The 15,369-nt window shown below is 61.0% G+C and carries 17 protein-coding genes; 10 read left to right on the top strand and 7 right to left on the bottom strand.

Annotated features, from left to right (window positions below; genetic code table 11):
- Nucleotides 1–46: 46 nt before the first annotated feature.
- Both ACEN93_RS09865 and ACEN93_RS09860 read right to left on the bottom strand, forming a co-directional pair.
- Nucleotides 47–1,468, bottom strand: a complete 1,422-nt coding sequence (locus ACEN93_RS09865) for an MFS transporter (RefSeq protein ID WP_495611354.1) — start codon at nt 1,466–1,468, stop codon at nt 47–49.
- A 125-nt stretch (nt 1,469–1,593) separates the two neighbouring features.
- Complete coding sequence (locus tag ACEN93_RS09860) at nt 1,594–2,034, bottom strand: PACE efflux transporter (RefSeq protein WP_495611353.1); 441 nt, start codon at nt 2,032–2,034, stop codon at nt 1,594–1,596.
- A 121-nt stretch (nt 2,035–2,155) separates the two neighbouring features.
- Between ACEN93_RS09860 and ACEN93_RS09855 the strand changes: the two genes are divergently transcribed.
- Entirely contained in the window at nt 2,156–3,028 is an 873-nt protein-coding gene (locus ACEN93_RS09855) for a LysR family transcriptional regulator (RefSeq protein WP_074688276.1), read from the top strand.
- A gap of 127 nt (nt 3,029–3,155) precedes the next feature.
- Here ACEN93_RS09855 and gntR read toward each other — a convergent pair whose 3' ends face one another.
- Nucleotides 3,156–4,187 carry an HTH-type transcriptional regulator GntR gene (gene gntR, locus ACEN93_RS09850; RefSeq protein WP_039766142.1) on the bottom strand — a complete coding sequence of 344 codons (1,032 nt, stop codon included), beginning with the start codon at nt 4,185–4,187 and terminating at the stop codon, nt 3,156–3,158.
- Between the two features lie 216 nt (nt 4,188–4,403).
- Here gntR and ACEN93_RS09845 point away from each other — a divergent pair, with 216 nt between their 5' ends.
- Entirely contained in the window at nt 4,404–4,937 is a 534-nt protein-coding gene (locus tag ACEN93_RS09845) for a gluconokinase (protein ID WP_011335582.1), read from the top strand.
- Between the two features lie 82 nt (nt 4,938–5,019).
- On the top strand, nt 5,020–6,372 hold the full coding sequence (locus ACEN93_RS09840) for a GntP family permease (RefSeq protein ID WP_011335581.1): 1,353 nt from the start codon (nt 5,020–5,022) through the stop codon (nt 6,370–6,372).
- 192 nt (nt 6,373–6,564) lie between these two features.
- Here ACEN93_RS09840 and alaC read toward each other — a convergent pair whose 3' ends face one another.
- On the bottom strand, nt 6,565–7,773 hold the full coding sequence (gene alaC, locus ACEN93_RS09835; RefSeq protein WP_074688274.1) for an alanine transaminase: 1,209 nt from the start codon (nt 7,771–7,773) through the stop codon (nt 6,565–6,567).
- Nucleotides 7,774–7,912: 139 nt separating this feature from the next.
- Here alaC and ACEN93_RS09830 point away from each other — a divergent pair, with 139 nt between their 5' ends.
- The 3 genes from ACEN93_RS09830 (at nt 7,913) to ACEN93_RS09820 (ending at nt 9,944) form a co-directional block, all read left to right on the top strand.
- Entirely contained in the window at nt 7,913–8,575 is a 663-nt protein-coding gene (locus tag ACEN93_RS09830; protein WP_039766147.1) for a LysE family translocator, read from the top strand.
- Between the two features lie 68 nt (nt 8,576–8,643).
- Complete coding sequence (locus tag ACEN93_RS09825) at nt 8,644–9,138, top strand: GyrI-like domain-containing protein (protein ID WP_039766149.1); 495 nt, start codon at nt 8,644–8,646, stop codon at nt 9,136–9,138.
- A 317-nt stretch (nt 9,139–9,455) separates the two neighbouring features.
- Nucleotides 9,456–9,944: a GNAT family N-acetyltransferase gene (locus ACEN93_RS09820; RefSeq protein WP_103386035.1), complete on the top strand. Its 489-nt coding sequence runs from the start codon at nt 9,456–9,458 to the stop codon at nt 9,942–9,944.
- A gap of 178 nt (nt 9,945–10,122) precedes the next feature.
- Here ACEN93_RS09820 and ACEN93_RS09815 read toward each other — a convergent pair whose 3' ends face one another.
- A complete protein-coding gene (locus tag ACEN93_RS09815; RefSeq protein WP_074688270.1) occupies nt 10,123–10,728 on the bottom strand; it encodes a pyridoxamine 5'-phosphate oxidase family protein in 606 nt (201 codons plus the stop codon).
- Nucleotides 10,729–10,745: 17 nt separating this feature from the next.
- Nucleotides 10,746–11,231 carry a GNAT family N-acetyltransferase gene (locus tag ACEN93_RS09810; protein ID WP_039766155.1) on the bottom strand — a complete coding sequence of 162 codons (486 nt, stop codon included), beginning with the start codon at nt 11,229–11,231 and terminating at the stop codon, nt 10,746–10,748.
- A 142-nt stretch (nt 11,232–11,373) separates the two neighbouring features.
- Here ACEN93_RS09810 and ACEN93_RS09805 point away from each other — a divergent pair, with 142 nt between their 5' ends.
- From ACEN93_RS09805 to ACEN93_RS09795, 3 genes are read left to right on the top strand one after another with little or no spacing between them, the layout of a single operon-like run.
- The gene (locus tag ACEN93_RS09805; protein ID WP_039766156.1) at nt 11,374–11,799 is read left to right on the top strand and encodes a YybH family protein; all 426 of its coding nucleotides are present in this window, start codon (nt 11,374–11,376) and stop codon (nt 11,797–11,799) included.
- A 40-nt stretch (nt 11,800–11,839) separates the two neighbouring features.
- Complete coding sequence (locus tag ACEN93_RS09800) at nt 11,840–12,184, top strand: YciI family protein (protein ID WP_007951101.1); 345 nt, start codon at nt 11,840–11,842, stop codon at nt 12,182–12,184.
- The gene (locus tag ACEN93_RS09795; RefSeq protein WP_495611352.1) at nt 12,177–13,421 is read left to right on the top strand and encodes an RNA polymerase sigma factor; all 1,245 of its coding nucleotides are present in this window, start codon (nt 12,177–12,179) and stop codon (nt 13,419–13,421) included. The genes ACEN93_RS09800 and ACEN93_RS09795 overlap by 8 nt, the downstream gene beginning before the upstream one ends.
- Before the next feature lie 273 nt (nt 13,422–13,694).
- Here ACEN93_RS09795 and ACEN93_RS09790 read toward each other — a convergent pair whose 3' ends face one another.
- Nucleotides 13,695–14,420, bottom strand: coding sequence for an SDR family oxidoreductase (locus tag ACEN93_RS09790; RefSeq protein ID WP_495611351.1), 726 nt, complete (start codon nt 14,418–14,420; stop codon nt 13,695–13,697).
- Nucleotides 14,421–14,531: 111 nt separating this feature from the next.
- Here ACEN93_RS09790 and ACEN93_RS09785 point away from each other — a divergent pair, with 111 nt between their 5' ends.
- Complete coding sequence (locus ACEN93_RS09785) at nt 14,532–15,368, top strand: LysR family transcriptional regulator (protein ID WP_074688263.1); 837 nt, start codon at nt 14,532–14,534, stop codon at nt 15,366–15,368.
- Nucleotide 15,369 lies beyond the last annotated feature (1 nt).

The following is a 15,369-nucleotide window of genomic DNA, read 5'->3' as shown; positions in this document are numbered from 1 at the left end:
AGCGGTCATCCCTTGCCGGAGGGCGGCAGGGGATGACCGTTGTCCGTCAGCGATGAGCGATGTTTTCCAGCGCCAGGTTACGGGTGCGAGGGCCGAAGTAGCCGATGGTCAGCATCACGATCAGCATGCTGGCGACGATGAACGCCAACACGCCCGGTGTCCCGAAGTGATCGAGGAACAGACCGATCAGCAGGCTGCTGAACACCGTCGACAAGCGACTGAACGAATAGCAGAACCCCACCGCCCGGGCGCGGATGTTGGTGGGGAACAGTTCGCTCTGATAGGAGTGGTAACTGAAGCTCAGCCAGGCGTTGCAGAAGGTGATCATCACCCCGCAGAAGATCAGGCCGAAGGCGCTGGTCTGCAACGCGAACAAGGTACCGAAAGTCATGGCACCGAGGGCTGAACCGACGATCTGCCATTTGTTCTCGAAGCGGTTGGCGAATTTGACGAACAGCAGCGGCCCGAGCGGGTAGGCGAGGGTGATGATGAACGCGTACATCAGGCTGTGCGTGACGCTGACGCCCTGGCCGGAGAGCAATGCTGGCAGCCAGTTGCCGAAGCCGAAGAAACCGATCGCCTGGAAGATGTGAAAGACGATCAGCATCAGCGCCCGGCGCCGGTACGGTGGCTGCCAGATATCGGCGAAACGGCCCTTGCCTTCGACGTCGACGGCTACCGCTTCCGGCGCATCCAGTGGCTGGCGGTGATCCTTTTCGCAGCGCGCCTCGATGCCGTCGAGAATCCGGTTCGCCTCATCGAAACGGCCATGCTGGGCCAGCCAGCGCGGTGACTCCGGCAGACGCTTGCGCAGCCACCAGATGAACAGCGCAAACACCGCACTGGCCAACACCACCCAACGCCAGCCGGAAACCCCGAACGGCGCCTGTGGCACCAGCCACCAGGACATCAGCGCCACCGCTGGCACCGACAGGAACTGCACGAAAAACGCGAAGGCAAACGCCGAACTGCGCATGCGCTTGGGCACCAGTTCCGAGAGGTAGGCGTCGATGGTCACCAGTTCGATGCCGAGGCCGATGCCCACCAGAAAACGCATGCAGATGATCCCCAACGCCGAACTCTGCACGCCCATCAGTACCGTGGCCACGGTGTACCAGACCAGCGCGAAGGTGAAGATCGCCCGCCGACCGAACCGATCGGCCATCGGGCTCAGCAGACTGGCGCCGAGAAACAAACCGAGGAACGTCGCTGAGGCGAACGCAGCCTGATCGGAGAAACCGAACACGCCCTGATTGCCGGTGGCGAAGATGCCATCGCGGATCAGGCCGGGGCTGATGTAGGCGGTCTGGAACAGGTCGTAGAGTTCGAAAAAACCACCGATCGACAGCAGCGCCACCAGCCGCCAGAGGGGGGCGACTGCGGGGAGGCGGTCGATGCGGGCGGAAATCTCGGCGGCGCGTATCGGGTCGATGCCGTCGCGTTGCGCGGCGGGGGCGTGTGCAGTCATGGGCTGATCCATTTTTTATTGATGGAAAAGCTTAGCCTGCTATCGGAAATCAAGGATTGTTTATATCGGCGGTTGGTGAGGGAAAACCGCCGATTTCTTGCAATATCCGCTTACCAATTAACGATTTATGTCGCGGGGGCCGGATCGGGTAGCGCAGACGCTGGCAAGCCAAACACCCGGTCGAACAGCCAGTTGAATGCGAAGGTGTAGCAGGGGATGAACACGATCAGTGCCAGATCCAGCAAAAAGGCCTGCACCAGACTGATGTTCATCCACCACGCGATCAGCGGAATCAGGAACACGATCAGCGTCAGCTGGAAACCGACGGCGTGGGCGATGCGCCGTTTCACCGTGCGGGTGCGCGACACCTGGCGGCTTTCCCAGCGCTCGAACAGCGAGGTGTAAATGAAATTCCAGGTCACGGCGATGCTGGTGATGATCACCGCCAGCGGGCCGGTGCTGCCGGGCGAAGTGCCGGACAACAGGGCGAGGCCCAGGGCCGAGAAGGTCATGCCGATCACTTCATAGAGCGACACATAGACCAGTTTGCGTTTGACGCCTTGCATGGGGAATTGCCTCTTTCTTGCGACTTGTGGCCAGTGGGGCTGGCGAAGGCGACGAAAGATAGCTTCAATGCAGGTGACAGAAAAAGTCAGTAGCTTTCAGTTTTATTGATAGGTGTGTGAAGTGAATTTCAACAGTGAAAGCATCGAACTGTTTCTCGCCGTGATTGAGCGCGGCTCGTTTTCCGCAGCGGCCAGGGCATTGGGCAAAGTCCCGTCGGCGGTGAGCATGGCCATCGGCAATCTGGAGGCCGAACTCGGTTACTCGTTGTTCGACCGCAGCCACCGCGAACCGCAACCGACGGCAATGGCGCTGTCGCTGGTGCCCCATGCGCGGCTGATCGCCGATCAGCTCAAGCAATTGCAGGTGCATGCGGTGCAGTTGTCGCTGGGGCTGGAGAGCAAGTTGTCGATAGGTGTGGCGGCGGATATCGACCGCCGACGTTTGCTGACAGCGATCAAGGACATCAGCGAGCGTCATCCGCTGCTCGACATTGAAGTGCTGACTGCACCGCAAGATGACGTGCTGGCGATGCTTCACAGTGGTCGAATCAGCGTGTGTCTGGCGTTCGCCGGGTTGAGCGTGAATGTGCTGGAGCGTTTTCAGTTCGTCGGCAGTGAACGGATGATCGCCACGCTGGCGGCGGACAGCCCGTTGTTGCAGGGGCAGGATCTGTTTCTCGAGGACTTGGTGCATGTGCGGCAGATCGTCGTCGGCAGTCGTGATTTGCCGATCAGCGAAACCCGGCCGCTGGTGGCCGAATCCCACTGGCGCACCGACAACCTGGAAACGGCGCTGGAGATGGTCGAGGCAGGGTTGGGCTGGGGCAATTTTCCGCTGTCGGTGGTGCAGCCCTGGTTTGATAGCGGACGGCTGAAACGCCTGAATTTCCGCAACATCGAAAACGGCCTGGTGCTGCCGGTGCATGCGGTATGGCTCAAGAGCCAGCCGTTGCAGAAGGGTGCGGCGGCATTGGTTGAAATACTCGGACGGTGATCGTTCCCACGCTCCGCGTGGGAATGCCTCAATGGACGCTCTGCGTCCGGCTCTGGAAGGGACGCGGAGCGTCCCGGGCTGCATTCCCACGCGGAGCGTGGGAACGATCAAACAGAAGGCTCAGAGCTCAGGTGCTCTCGCGGATTTTGAGTTCGAAGCCCATGTCTTCCACCGGCCGCGCCACGCTGTTGCCCGCCATCAATGTCAGCATCTGTTCCGCTGCACGCTTGCCGATCGCTTCGCGGGGCGTGTTGATGCTGCTCAGGCGCGGCACCATGTGCTCGGACATCGGCAGGTCGTTGAAGCCGAGGATTGCCACTTGCTCGGGGATCCTGATCCCGTTGCGCAGCGCTTCGAGCAAGGCGCCCTGAGCCAGGTCGTCATTGCCGAAGAAGATCGCATCGACATCCGGATGCGCCGCCAGCAATTGCAGGAACAACTCGCCACCCAGGCCCACGGACGATGAACGCGGGGTCAGCACTTCCAGATCCGGGTCGTAGCGACCGGCCTTCTGCAACGCCTTGCGAAAGCCTTCACCGCGCAGCAGGGTGCGCTGATCGAGTTGCGCGCCGATGTACGCCAGACGCTTGCGGCCACGGGACAGCAAATGTTCGGCAGCCGTTTCGCCGGCGCTGAGCTGGGAGAAACCGACGCAGTTCACCCCGGCGGCGCTGTCCAGCTCCATCATGTAGACGCAGGGAATATTGCTGGCCTCGATCATCCGCCGCGAACTTTCGGTGCGATCGAAGCCGGTCAACAGCAAACCCCGTGGCTGATAGGCCATGTAGTTGCGCAGCAGGTTTTCTTCTTCATCGCGGGAATAGTGGAAGTTGCCGATCAGCACTTCGAAGCCCTTCGGCGTGAGCACCCGATGAATGGCTTCCAGGGTGTCGATGAACAACAGGTTGGACAACGAAGGCACCAGAACCACCACCGAATGGCTCTGGGCCGAGGCCAGGGCGCGGGCGGCGGGGTTGACCACATAGTTGAGTTCCAGCGCGGCTTTCTGGACTTTTTCTACCAATTCAGTGGCAACCGTGCTGACCCCACGCAGGGCGCGGGAGGCGGTAATCGGGCTGACGCCGGCCAGGCGGGCGACTTCATTAAGGGTGGGACGGCCAGTGGTGCGGGTGTTTTTATCGTTTTTAGGGGTGGTCATCGGGCGGCTTGCCAAACAAAAATCAAGGCACTAAGGTAGCGCTGTCCTTATGCAGCTGCAAATGCGTAAGCGAGGTCCTGCCTGATCCTCGCTTTTTGGCGTATCGACAAAACCTGCTGCAACCCAAAAAAACGACAAGAAGGCGTCGGCAACTTCTGCCTGTGCACTAGAGTCATAGCTAGCAAAGGTAGCGCTGTCTGCGCGCTGAGGTGTTACATGAATCATCCCATCACCGCCCTGGTCATCATGGGCGTTGCCGGTTGCGGCAAGACGTGCGTCAGCGAGGCCCTGTGCCAATTGAGCGGCGCCACTGCCATTGAAGGCGATACTTTCCATCCGGCCGCGAACATCGAAAAGATGAGCGCGGGGATCCCCCTGAACGACGAAGACCGTGCCGGCTGGCTCGACAGCCTGTGCGACGAACTGCGTCGTGTCGATGCCCTGGGCGAACGCCCGGTGCTGACCTGCTCGGCCCTCAAACACAGTTATCGCGAAGTACTGCGCAGCGCCTTGCCGGGCCTGGGTTTCGTGTTCCTCGAATTGACGCCTGAAGTCGCCGCCGAACGTGTATCCCACCGTCCGGGCCACTTCATGCCGGCCACCTTGATCGAAAGCCAGTTCGCCACCCTCGAATCGCCCAAGGGCGAGCCATTGACCCTGGCCCTGAATGCTTCGATTCACAGCGTTGAAGAACTGGCGGCGCAAGCCCACGTCTGGTGGCAGGCCCATGGCCTGAAACAGGCGGTATGAGTGTGATTGCGAAGATAGCGCTGTCCTTTCGACTTCTGATTAACCCGCTTTAATAACAACAACAAACCAGGAGACACCCCCAATGTTTGGCATGTCCCATGACGCCTACCTGCTGCTCGATGCAGTGGTCACGGTGATCGGACTCATCGTCCTGATCACCAAATTCAAGATTCACCCCTTCATTGCCCTGACCATCGCCGCCGCGTTCCTCGGCCTGACGTCCGGCATGCCGATCGGCACCATCATCAAGGCGTTCCAGGACGGCTTCGGTGGCGTGCTCGGTTTCGTCGGCATCATCCTCGCGCTGGGTACGATGCTCGGCAAGATGATGGCCGAGTCAGGCGGTGCCGATCAGATCGCCCAGACCCTGATCCGCGCGTTCGGCAAGGACAAGGTCCAGTGGGCGATGATGTTCGCGGCGTTCCTGGTGGGCATTCCGCTGTTCTTCGAAATCGGCTTCGTGTTGCTGATTCCGCTGGTGTTCATTGTGGCTCGCCGCACCGGTGTGTCGATCATCAAGATCGGCATCCCGCTGCTCGCCGGCCTGTCCGCCGTGCACGGTCTGGTGCCGCCGCACCCGGGCCCGCTGCTGGCCATCGGCGTGTTCGGTGCCGACATCGGCAAGACCATTCTGTACGGTCTGATCGTCGCGCTGCCGACCGCCATCATTGCCGGTCCGATCTTCGGTACGTTCATCGCCAAGCACATTCCCGGTACGCCAAATCAGGAACTGGTCGATCAACTGGCCCGTGAAAACGATTCGGCCAATCTGCCGAGCTTCAGCATCACCCTGGTCACCGTGCTGCTGCCGGTGTTCCTGATGCTGCTGAAAACCTTCGCTGACGTGGCGCTGCCGGACGGTCATTTCTTCCGCACCTGGATGGACATGATCGGTCACCCGATCTCGGCACTGTTGCTGGCATTGCTGCTGTCGCTGTACACCTTCGGTCACAAGCAGGGCATCGGTTCTCAGCAGATGCTCAAATGGCTGGATGCGAGCCTGGCGCCGACCGCGGCGATCATCCTGATCATCGGTGCCGGCGGCGGATTCAAGCAGATGCTGGTGACCAGCGGCGTGGGCGACGTGATCGGCCACATGGCGGTCAGCGCGCAGATCTCGCCGATCCTGCTGGCGTGGCTGGTGGCGGCGGTGATCCGCATCGCGACCGGTTCGGCCACCGTGGCGACCATTACTGGCGCGGGCATTGTGGTGCCGGTGGTAGGGATGATTCCGGGCGTGAACCGTGAGCTGCTGGTGCTGGCCACCGGTGCCGGCTCGCTGATCCTGTCCCACGTCAACGACGCCGGTTTCTGGCTGGTGAAGCAGTACTTCAACATGACCGTGGCCGAGACCTTCAAGACCTGGACGGCGATGGAAACCATCCTGTCGGTGGTGGGTCTGGGCTTTATTCTGTTGTTGTCGCTGTTCGTTTAACGTCGAACGCAAGACACAAAAAAACCGCAGCGATGCGGTTTTTTTGTGGGTGCAATTCGCGAGTGATCGTTCCCACGCTCCGCGTGGGAATGCCTCAATGGACGCTCTGCGTCCGCTTTCGGCAGGGACGCGGAGCGTCCCGGGCTGCATTCCCACGCGGAGCGTGGGAACGATCAGGTGGGGAGGAGGCAGTTACTTAGTGCCCAGGCCATCAGCCCGAAACATCCCGCGAATCCCGCGTACGGCCTGACGAATCCGATCCTGGTTTTCGATCAGTGCGAAGCGCACGTGATCGTCGCCGTACTCACCAAAACCGACACCCGGCGAGACGCAGACCTTGGCCTCGGCCAGCAGCTTCTTGGCGAACTCCAGCGAACCGAGGTGCGCGTAGGCGTCGGGAATCTTCGCCCAGACGTACATCGAGGCTTTCGGATTTTCGACCATCCAGCCCAGCTCATGCAGGCCTTTGACCAGCACATTGCGGCGCTGGCGATATTGCTCGGCGATGTCGCGCACGCATTGCTGATCGCCTTCCAGCGCAGCAATCGCGGCCACCTGCAGCGGGGTGAAGGTGCCGTAGTCGTGGTAGCTTTTGATCCGTGCCAGCGCGCTGACCAGTTCCGGATTGCCGACCATGAAACCGATCCGCCAGCCCGCCATGTTGTAGCTCTTGGACAGGGTGAAGAACTCCACCGCAATGTCCTTGGCGCCCGGCACCTGCATGATCGACGGGGCTTTCCAGCCGTCGTAGACGATGTCGGCGTAAGCCAGGTCGTGCACCACCAGCACGTCGTACTGTTTGGCGAGAGCAATCACCCGCTCGAAGAAATCCAGCTCCACGCACTGCGCGGTCGGGTTCGACGGGAAGCCGAGGATCATCATCTTCGGTTTCGGGATCGAGCCGCGAATCGCCCGTTCCAGCTCGGCGAAGAAATCCACGCCCGGCACCAGCGGCACCGACCGCACCTGGGCGCCGGCAATCACGGCACCGTAGATGTGAATCGGGTAGCTCGGGTTCGGCACCAGTACGGTGTCGCCCTGATCCAGGGTCGCCAGCATCAGGTGCGCCAGGCCTTCCTTGGAACCGATGGTGACGATGGCTTCGCTTTCCGGGTCGATCTCGACCTCGTAGCGTTCCTTGTACCAGTTGGAAATCGCCCGGCGCAGGCGCGGAATGCCCTTGGACGTGGAGTAACCGTGGGTGTCTTCGCGTTGTGCAACCTGCACCAGTTTTTCAACGATGTGCGGCGGCGTGGCGCCGTCGGGGTTGCCCATGCTCAAGTCGATGATGTCTTCGCCGCGACGTCGGGCGGCCATCTTCAGCTCGGCGGTGATGTTGAAAACGTAAGGGGGGAGTCGATCAATGCGCGCAAAGCGGCGCGGCGAACCTTGTTCAGCCATTGTTGCCTCGGATAACGTAAGCGCCCGGAACCGTCCGAGCGACGCTGGTCACTGCGGTGACCTGTGGCGGACGATAAGGGCAGCGATGGCAGACTGTCCAGCGCATTTGTAAACAAATTTTTCCCAAGGAAATCGGTTAATGGAATTCACCAGCGGCTTCTTGCTGAGCCTTTCGCTGTGCCTGGATATCGGCGTGGCCAACATCGCGATGATCACCCTGGCGATGCAGCGCGGCTATTTTCAAGGCTTCGCGCTGGGTCTCGGCACCTGCGTCGGCGACCTGATCTACGCGGTGCTGGCGCTGGCCGGAATGACCGTTCTGCTGCAATACGAAACCGTGCGCTGGGTGCTGTGGATCGGTGGTTCAGCGCTGTTGATCTACTTCGCGGCGAAGATGATCTATTCGGCGATCCACCACGAGGCGCAATTGGCGGCGACCGCCGAAGTCGGCCAGAACTCCCATCGCAAGGAATTCTTCCGTGGGATCTTTCTCGCCATGTCATCGCCGAGCGCCATCCTCTGGTTCGCGGCCGTGGGCGGCACGTTGATCGCCCGTTCCGGTGGCGGCGGTCCTTTGAGCTCGGCGCTGTTTCTCGGTGGTTTCCTGTGCGCCGGGCTGCTGTGGTCGGCGGGACTGTGTTTTGCCGCGAGCCATGGCGGCAAGTTGCTGGGCGACAAACTGCTGCGCTATTCCTACATGGCATCGGCAGCGATCTTCTGCTATTTCGCGGTCTACGTGATCGTATCCGGTTATAACGAGTTCGTCGGTTCCGGCGCCGCCGAGGCCCTGCATACGCTGTAAATGTGCGAATCGGGTTTGGCTTCTATACTCCCAGCCGAACCCACTTTTTTCGTTCAAGGAGTCGAGTCATGGATGAGCAAAAACGCGTCGAAGTGGCTGAACCTCGCTTCGAACATGGACACTTCCTGCTGATTGCAGGATTTCGCGATCGCTTCACCAAAGAGACCGTTCGGGACATCTCTGCACTGTGGGAAAAACTCATCCCGCACATCGGGCATATTCCGGGGCAGAAGAGCGAAGTGACTTACGGTGTCTGCAGCAATTTCGACGGTAATGGCGGTTTTGACTACATGGCCGGGGTCGAGATCAGCAAGCTCGATGAGTTTCCACAGGAAAAGTATCCGTGGATCGAAATCCTGCCACGCCAGTACGCGGTGTTCGAACACAAGGGTTCGCTGGATCAGCTGCCGCAGACCATTGACTACATCTACAACACCTGGCTGCCGAATTCCGAATACAAAGGGCTCAACGCCCCGGAGCTGGAACGCTACAGCGCCGATTTCAATCCAAAAACCAATACCGGCAAGCTGGAAATCTGCGTCCCGGTGGAAAAGAAAACCTGACGAATAACCGGCAGCGCGAACCCGCTTCGCGCTGCCGATCAGGCTTTATTTGCCCTTGATCCGTCGTGCCCGCAACAGGTCGATGCCCAGAGTAATAAAGCCGAAGAAGCTGATGCCCAACACCATCAACAAACCGATTTCCACGCTGCTCATAAACGGTTCCCCCCTCGGTTGATCAGAGACATGCACCAGAAATAGACCGTCCCGAATCCGAAGAAAAGCGCTTATACGCAGGCTTTACGCCGCCCGTGCGGATCGATATGAACACCTTATTCCTTTATCCTTGGCGGCCTTGTTTCCTCTGATTTCGAGTCGCCATGAACACCGTCATCCGCCACGTCACCGCCGCCGACCTGGACCGCTGCTACGCCATCGAAACCCTCGCCTATGAAGGCGACGAAGCCGCGACCCGCGAAAAGATCGCCACGCGCATCGCCACCTGGCCGGACGGTTTCATCGTCGCCGAAGTGGACGGGCAGGTAGCCGGCTTCATCAACTCCGGCGCGGCATTTGACGTGCAGATGTCCGACGAGGCGTTCAAGGAGTTGATCGGCCACGACCCGGCGGGGCCGAACGTGGTGATCATGTCGGTGGTGGTGCACCCGGACTATCAGGGCCAGGGCCTGGCCAAGCGTCTGCTGGGCGAATTCATCGAACGCATGCGCGAGCAGGGCAAGGCGACGATTCACCTGATGTGCAAGGAGCGGCACATCCCGCTGTACGCCGGATTCGGTTTTGCCTACATCAAACCGTCCGAGTCCGACCACGGCGGGATGGCGTGGCACGAGATGATCCTGCCCCTCTGAAGAAGAACCCCTGACCTGATCGTTCCCACGCTCTGCGTGGGAATGCAGCCCGGGACGCTCCGCGTTCCTGCCGCACCACTGATGCAACGCCTGGCACCGTCGTGACGCAGAGCGTCAAAGTCTGCATTCCCACGCAGACGGTTCGACGCCTCGACGTGGGAACGATCGGTGGGCGGGGTCAGTAGAGGGTGTCACGTACTCTGGCCGGGGCCTCGCGATCATAGGCCTCGGCATCAAACTGCCCATCATTCAGACGCTTGTGAAACGCACCCGCCGTCGGCAGCGCCGAGCGCGGTAAGTGGGTTTGCGGATTCCACGCATCCGAACGCACGAATGCCTTGGAGCAATGAAAAAACGCCGCCTCCACCGTCACCAGCAACACCGTGCGCGCCGGTTTGCCGTTCACCGCGAAGCTATCCAGTAACTGCGGATCAGCGCTGATGGACGCGGTGCCGTTGACCCGCAACGTCTCGCCAATCCCCGGAATGATGAACAGCAGCGACACCCGCGGATCGTGCAGCACGTTGCGCAAGGTATCGATGCGGTTGTTGCCCGGGCGATCCGGCAGAGCCAGAGTGCGCTCGTCGATGATCCGCACAAACCCCGGCGTATCGCCGCGCGGAGAACCGTCGATGCCATCAGCGCCAACCGAGCTGACAATTACCAACGGCGAAACCCGGACCATCGCCTGATAGTCCTCGTTGAGAAAACCGATCTGCTTGCGCACCGCCCGTTCGTGGGGCAAGCCGTAGATGGCTTCCAGCGCTTCGATTGAATCGATCATCGTTGCTCCTTCGACGATTAGAAGAACAGCCCCATGCGCCGCTCGTAACCGATGCGGCCCTTGTACGCTTCGCCGCTGTCGACGAAGCCGTACTTGGCGTACAGCGCAATCGCAGCGTCGTTGTCGGCGTCCACTGACAGCTCCAGCCCTTTGATTTCCGGCCAGGTCTGGCGCGCAACTTCCGGCAGCGCCAGCAGACAGGCCTTGCCGTAACCGTTGCCCTGTGCGCGGTGATCGACCTGCAACGCATGCAGGGTGGCGCTGTGTTCATCGGCCCATTCCGGCAGAACCGGCGGGCGCTTGAGCAGCAGGAACGCCACTGGCTTATCTTCGGCCAGCAGGGCAAAACCCTTCACGCCAGGGCCGGGTTTCGACAGCAGCGTGTGCAGGGCGCCGTGGATGTCGCCGGAGAACTTGATCTGCTCGGCGTGGATTTCAATCGCTTCGACCTGCTGGCGCTGCAAGTCGTTAAGGCTCTCGTACGGCACGAGTTTGGCTGACAAGGGAATTTCCTTTTTCCTACAAAGTTGAGCCTCGGATTCTAGCGACTTTGCGTTCCCTGGAATTTTTTTGTTTCAACTGTCGATCCGGCAAATCGCCGAACGACTAAGGGTGTCTTCACAACAAAAACCAGGGAGAAACCCCATGAGTACGCAAGCGCAGATTCAAAGCCTGATCGATACCTACCGCGAGGCGGTGATGACCAAGGACGTGGAAAAAGTCATGGCCCTGTACGCCGACGACATCGTTTCCTTCGATGCGATCAAGGCCCTGCAATTCAAGGGCAAGCCGGCCTACCGCGCGCACTGGGTGGATTGCATGGAAATGTGCCCCGGCCCGCACATTTTCGAGTTCCACGAAATCGCCATCGAGACCGCCGACAACATCGCCTTCGCCCACTGGGTCGCCAATTGCGGCGGGACCAATGAAAAGGGCGAAACCCAGAGTTGCTGGATGCGCGTCACCGCCTGTTACCGGCAGGTCGGCGGGGCCTGGAAAATTGCCCACGAACACTGGTCGGCACCGTTCGATCCGATGACCGGCGCGACCCTGTTCGATGCGAAACCCTGATCTTCAGCCATAGTTGATCCGTCCGATTCAGGAGAACGCCATGAAGTATTTATGCCTGGTCTACAGCGATGAGCGCCTGCTGCATTCGTCGCCCGACAGCCCGGAAGACGCCGAGTGCTGGGCCTACGCCGAGTCGATCCAGGGCAGCGGCCGGATGGTCGCCGCCGAAGCGCTGGAGTCGGTGCAGACCGCCACCACGGTGCGCATGCGCAACGGCAAGCTGTCGATCACCGACGGCCCGTTCGCCGAGACCAAGGAGCAGTTGGCCGGTTTCTACCTGATCGACGCGCGGGACCTCAACGAAGCGATTCAGGTCGCCGGCAACATTCCGGCGGCCCGGGTCGGCAGCGTCGAAGTGCGTCCCGTGCGCCAGTTGAATGTCTGAAGTCAGGGCGCGGGTCGAGCAGGTCTATCGCGAAGACTCGCGGCGGATCCTCGCGACCCTGATCCGCCTGCTCGGCGATTTCGACCTCGCCGAAGAAGCCTTGCACGAGGCGTTCTTCGTCGCGGTCGAACGCTGGCAGCGCGACGGCGTGCCGGACAATCCGCGAACCTGGCTGGTGTCCACCGGGCGCTTCAAGGCGATCGACGTGTTGCGCCGTCGCGCGCGGTTCAAGGCCTCGCAGCCGTTATTGCTGGCGCAACTGGAAGAACTGGAACAGTCCGAATGGGACGCCGAAGACGTGGAAGACGACCGCCTGCGCCTGATCTTCACCTGCTGCCACCCGGCGCTGGCGGCGGACGCGCAAGTGCCGCTGACCCTGCGTGAAGTCTGCGACCTCACCACCGAGGAAATCGCCCGGGCATTCCTCTCGGCCCCGGCGGCGATTGCCCAGCGCATCGTGCGCGCCAAGGCGAAGATTCGCGATGCGAAAATCCCTTATCAAGTTCCAGCCCTCAGCGAATTGCCCGAGCGCCTCGACAGCGTGTTGCGGGTGATTTATCTGGTGTTCAACGAAGGCTATTCGGCATCCGGCGGCGCCCAGGTGACCCGCGAAGACCTGACCCGCGAGGCGATCCGTCTCGGGCGGTTGCTGCTGGAGTTGTTGCCGGATCCGGAAGTCATGGGCTTGCTGGCGTTGATGTTGTTGCATGAATCGCGGCGTTCGGCGCGCTCTTCGCCTGATGGTGAACTGATTCTGCTGGATGATCAGGATCGCGGATTGTGGAATGCCGAGTTGATCGCCGAAGGCTGTGATCTGGTGGAAAAGGCGCTGACCACGGGACGCTTCGGGCCGTACTGCCTGCAGGCAGCGATTGCGGCGGTGCATGCCGAGGCGCCGACGGCGGGGGAGACCGACTGGGAACAGATCGTCGGGCTGTATGACGTGTTGCTGCGGGCGGTGCCGTCGCCGGTGATCGAGTTGAACCGGGCGGTGGCGGTGGCCAAGCGTGACGGGGCGCTGGCGGGGTTGACCCTGGTTGAAGGGATTCTGGACCGTGGGGAATTGCAGGATTACCACTTGGCGCATTCGGCGCGGGCGGAGTTTTGTCGGCAGTTGGGGCGGGTTGAGGAGGCGCGGGCGGCTTACCGGCGAGCCTTGGAATTGACTCGGCAAGAGCCGGAGCGGCGGTTTATCGAGGGGCGGCTTTCGGCTTTGGACCGCTTGCCCTCACCCTAGCCCTCTCCCGGGGGGAGAGGGGACCGATCCGGGGATATTGGGGATATACGCCGACCTGAAAGTGTTTTTTTGAATCCATAATCGACCAGATCTTTCAGGTCTTACTCTCACGTAAGTCACCTCGACGCCGACGTGAACTAATTCGCCGTGAATCCATAATCGACTCGATTTTTCAGGTCGATGTATGACGTAAGACACCTCGGTCAGTCCCCTCTCCCTCCGGGAGAGGGTTAGGGTGAGGGCGCTTTTGATTTTGCCTTTCGCCTTTAGCTTTTAGGCCTGCTGCCGAGTCGTAGCCATCACAATCTCCCGAATACAAACCCCCTGCGGCTGCCCATACGCATAAGCAATCGCCGTCGCCACATCCTCAGCACTCAACACCGTGCCACCCATGTCCTGCTTCCAGGCCTGATACCCGGTCTTGATCGCCTCATCCGTGGTGTGGCTCAGCAACTCGGTCTCCACCGCACCCGGCGCAATCGTGGTCACCCGCACGTTATGCGGCGACAGCTCTTCACGCAGATTCTCCGACAGCCCATGCACCGCAAACTTGGTCCCGACATAGGCCACATGGTTGGGGAAGGTCTTGCGCCCGGCCACCGAGCTGACGTTGATGATGGTGCCATGCTTGCGCTCGATCATCCCGGCCACCACCGCGTGCACGCCGTTGAGCAGACCCTTCACGTTGACGTCGAGCATCTGGTCCCACTGCGCCGGATCCTGCTTGCTCATCTCGCCCAGCAGCATCACCCCGGCGTTGTTGATCAGCGCATCGGCCGGGCCAAATTGCGCTTCTGCCTCGGCAACGGCGGCCAGCAAAGCGCCGCGGTCGGTGATGTCGACGCGGCGGCTGAGGGTGTTCGGCAGTGCCAGAGCTTCAAGGCGTTCGATGCGCCGCGCCAGCAACAACAGTGGATGGCCGGCAGCGCTCAAGCGGCGGGCGGTGGCTTCGCCGATGCCCGAGCTGGCGCCGGTGATGATGATCAAGGGCTTGCTCATGGTTGAACTCCTGAGATAAGAAAAACAAATAACCAGATTCGTGACGCAGTATATTTAGCCCGCTGGAGGCTGAAAAATGCCTTATTCCTCTGTCTGCTATCGGAATTTCCTATGGATATCCGCCATCTCAAAGCCTTCCTCGCGGTGTTCGAGGAACGCAACATCACCGCTGCCGCGCAACGGCTGTTCATCAGTCAGCCCACGTTGTCGGTGACCATCAAACAGCTGGAAGAGGAGCTCGGCGCAACGCTGTTTGTGCGTCAGCCTCGTGGTGTGGACGTCAGCGACGAAGCGCGACTGCTGTACCCGCAGGCACGCCGGATGGTGGCCGAATCCGAGGCGCTGAGCCGGATGTTTCGCGGCCGCGAAAATCGCGCACCGCTGACCCTCGGCATCGAGGGCGACATCGCCGCCAGTCACATCGAAGCCTTCGTGCGGATGGCTCATCAGGCGATGCCCAATCTGCTGCTGACCCTGGAGGAGGGCTGTCATGGCGACGGTCGGTTGGCGGTCGAGGAAATGTGCTGCGAGGACGAACTGTTCCTGCCGCTGTGGGAAGAGTCCTATGTGATGGCGCTGCCTCTCGATCATCCGATGGCAAACGCGCAAGCAGGCTGGGCGCCGATCGAGGACTGGATCACCTGCCCACAGCATCCTTCACATCAGCGGTTGATGGCGCTGTACGGACGCTCGCCGGAAGCGGTGGCGGGACATGCCGGTTCACTGCAACAGGCGTTGCATATGGTGGCGGCGGGTGTCGGTGTGGCGATGTTGCCGCAGTCACTGGTGAGCGGGCACGAGCGCATCGTCGTGCGCGCGCTGCACCTGCCGGCGCCGACCCGGCGGGTGGGATTGTGTTACGCGGCGCAGGCGCTGGAGTTGCCGACGATGCGCGGGTTGCACGAGTATTTTCAGGTGAACCGCCCGGCAGCGATCGAGGCGGCCTGAG

The organism is Pseudomonas sp. Pseusp21 (assembly GCF_059492145.1).
The sequence above is the reverse complement of the archived record's forward strand: the minus strand, read 5'-3'. Positions and strand labels throughout refer to the sequence as shown.

Coding starts and splice junctions, on each gene's coding strand:
- ACEN93_RS09820 (WP_103386035.1), top strand. CDS start 9,456: ATGAACACCGTCATCCGCCACGTCACCGCCGCCGACCTGGACCGCTGC.
- ACEN93_RS09815 (WP_074688270.1), bottom strand. CDS start 10,728: ATGATCGATTCAATCGAAGCGCTGGAAGCCATCTACGGCTTGCCCCAC.
- ACEN93_RS09805 (WP_039766156.1), top strand. CDS start 11,374: ATGAGTACGCAAGCGCAGATTCAAAGCCTGATCGATACCTACCGCGAG.
- ACEN93_RS09865 (WP_495611354.1), bottom strand. CDS start 1,468: ATGACTGCACACGCCCCCGCCGCGCAACGCGACGGCATCGACCCGATA.
- ACEN93_RS09790 (WP_495611351.1), bottom strand. CDS start 14,420: ATGAGCAAGCCCTTGATCATCATCACCGGCGCCAGCTCGGGCATCGGC.
- gntR (WP_039766142.1), bottom strand. CDS start 4,187: ATGACCACCCCTAAAAACGATAAAAACACCCGCACCACTGGCCGTCCC.
- ACEN93_RS09795 (WP_495611352.1), top strand. CDS start 12,177: ATGTCTGAAGTCAGGGCGCGGGTCGAGCAGGTCTATCGCGAAGACTCG.
- ACEN93_RS09845 (WP_011335582.1), top strand. CDS start 4,404: ATGAATCATCCCATCACCGCCCTGGTCATCATGGGCGTTGCCGGTTGC.
- ACEN93_RS09800 (WP_007951101.1), top strand. CDS start 11,840: ATGAAGTATTTATGCCTGGTCTACAGCGATGAGCGCCTGCTGCATTCG.
- alaC (WP_074688274.1), bottom strand. CDS start 7,773: ATGGCTGAACAAGGTTCGCCGCGCCGCTTTGCGCGCATTGATCGACTC.
- ACEN93_RS09830 (WP_039766147.1), top strand. CDS start 7,913: ATGGAATTCACCAGCGGCTTCTTGCTGAGCCTTTCGCTGTGCCTGGAT.
- ACEN93_RS09785 (WP_074688263.1), top strand. CDS start 14,532: ATGGATATCCGCCATCTCAAAGCCTTCCTCGCGGTGTTCGAGGAACGC.
- ACEN93_RS09825 (WP_039766149.1), top strand. CDS start 8,644: ATGGATGAGCAAAAACGCGTCGAAGTGGCTGAACCTCGCTTCGAACAT.
- ACEN93_RS09860 (WP_495611353.1), bottom strand. CDS start 2,034: ATGCAAGGCGTCAAACGCAAACTGGTCTATGTGTCGCTCTATGAAGTG.
- ACEN93_RS09840 (WP_011335581.1), top strand. CDS start 5,020: ATGTTTGGCATGTCCCATGACGCCTACCTGCTGCTCGATGCAGTGGTC.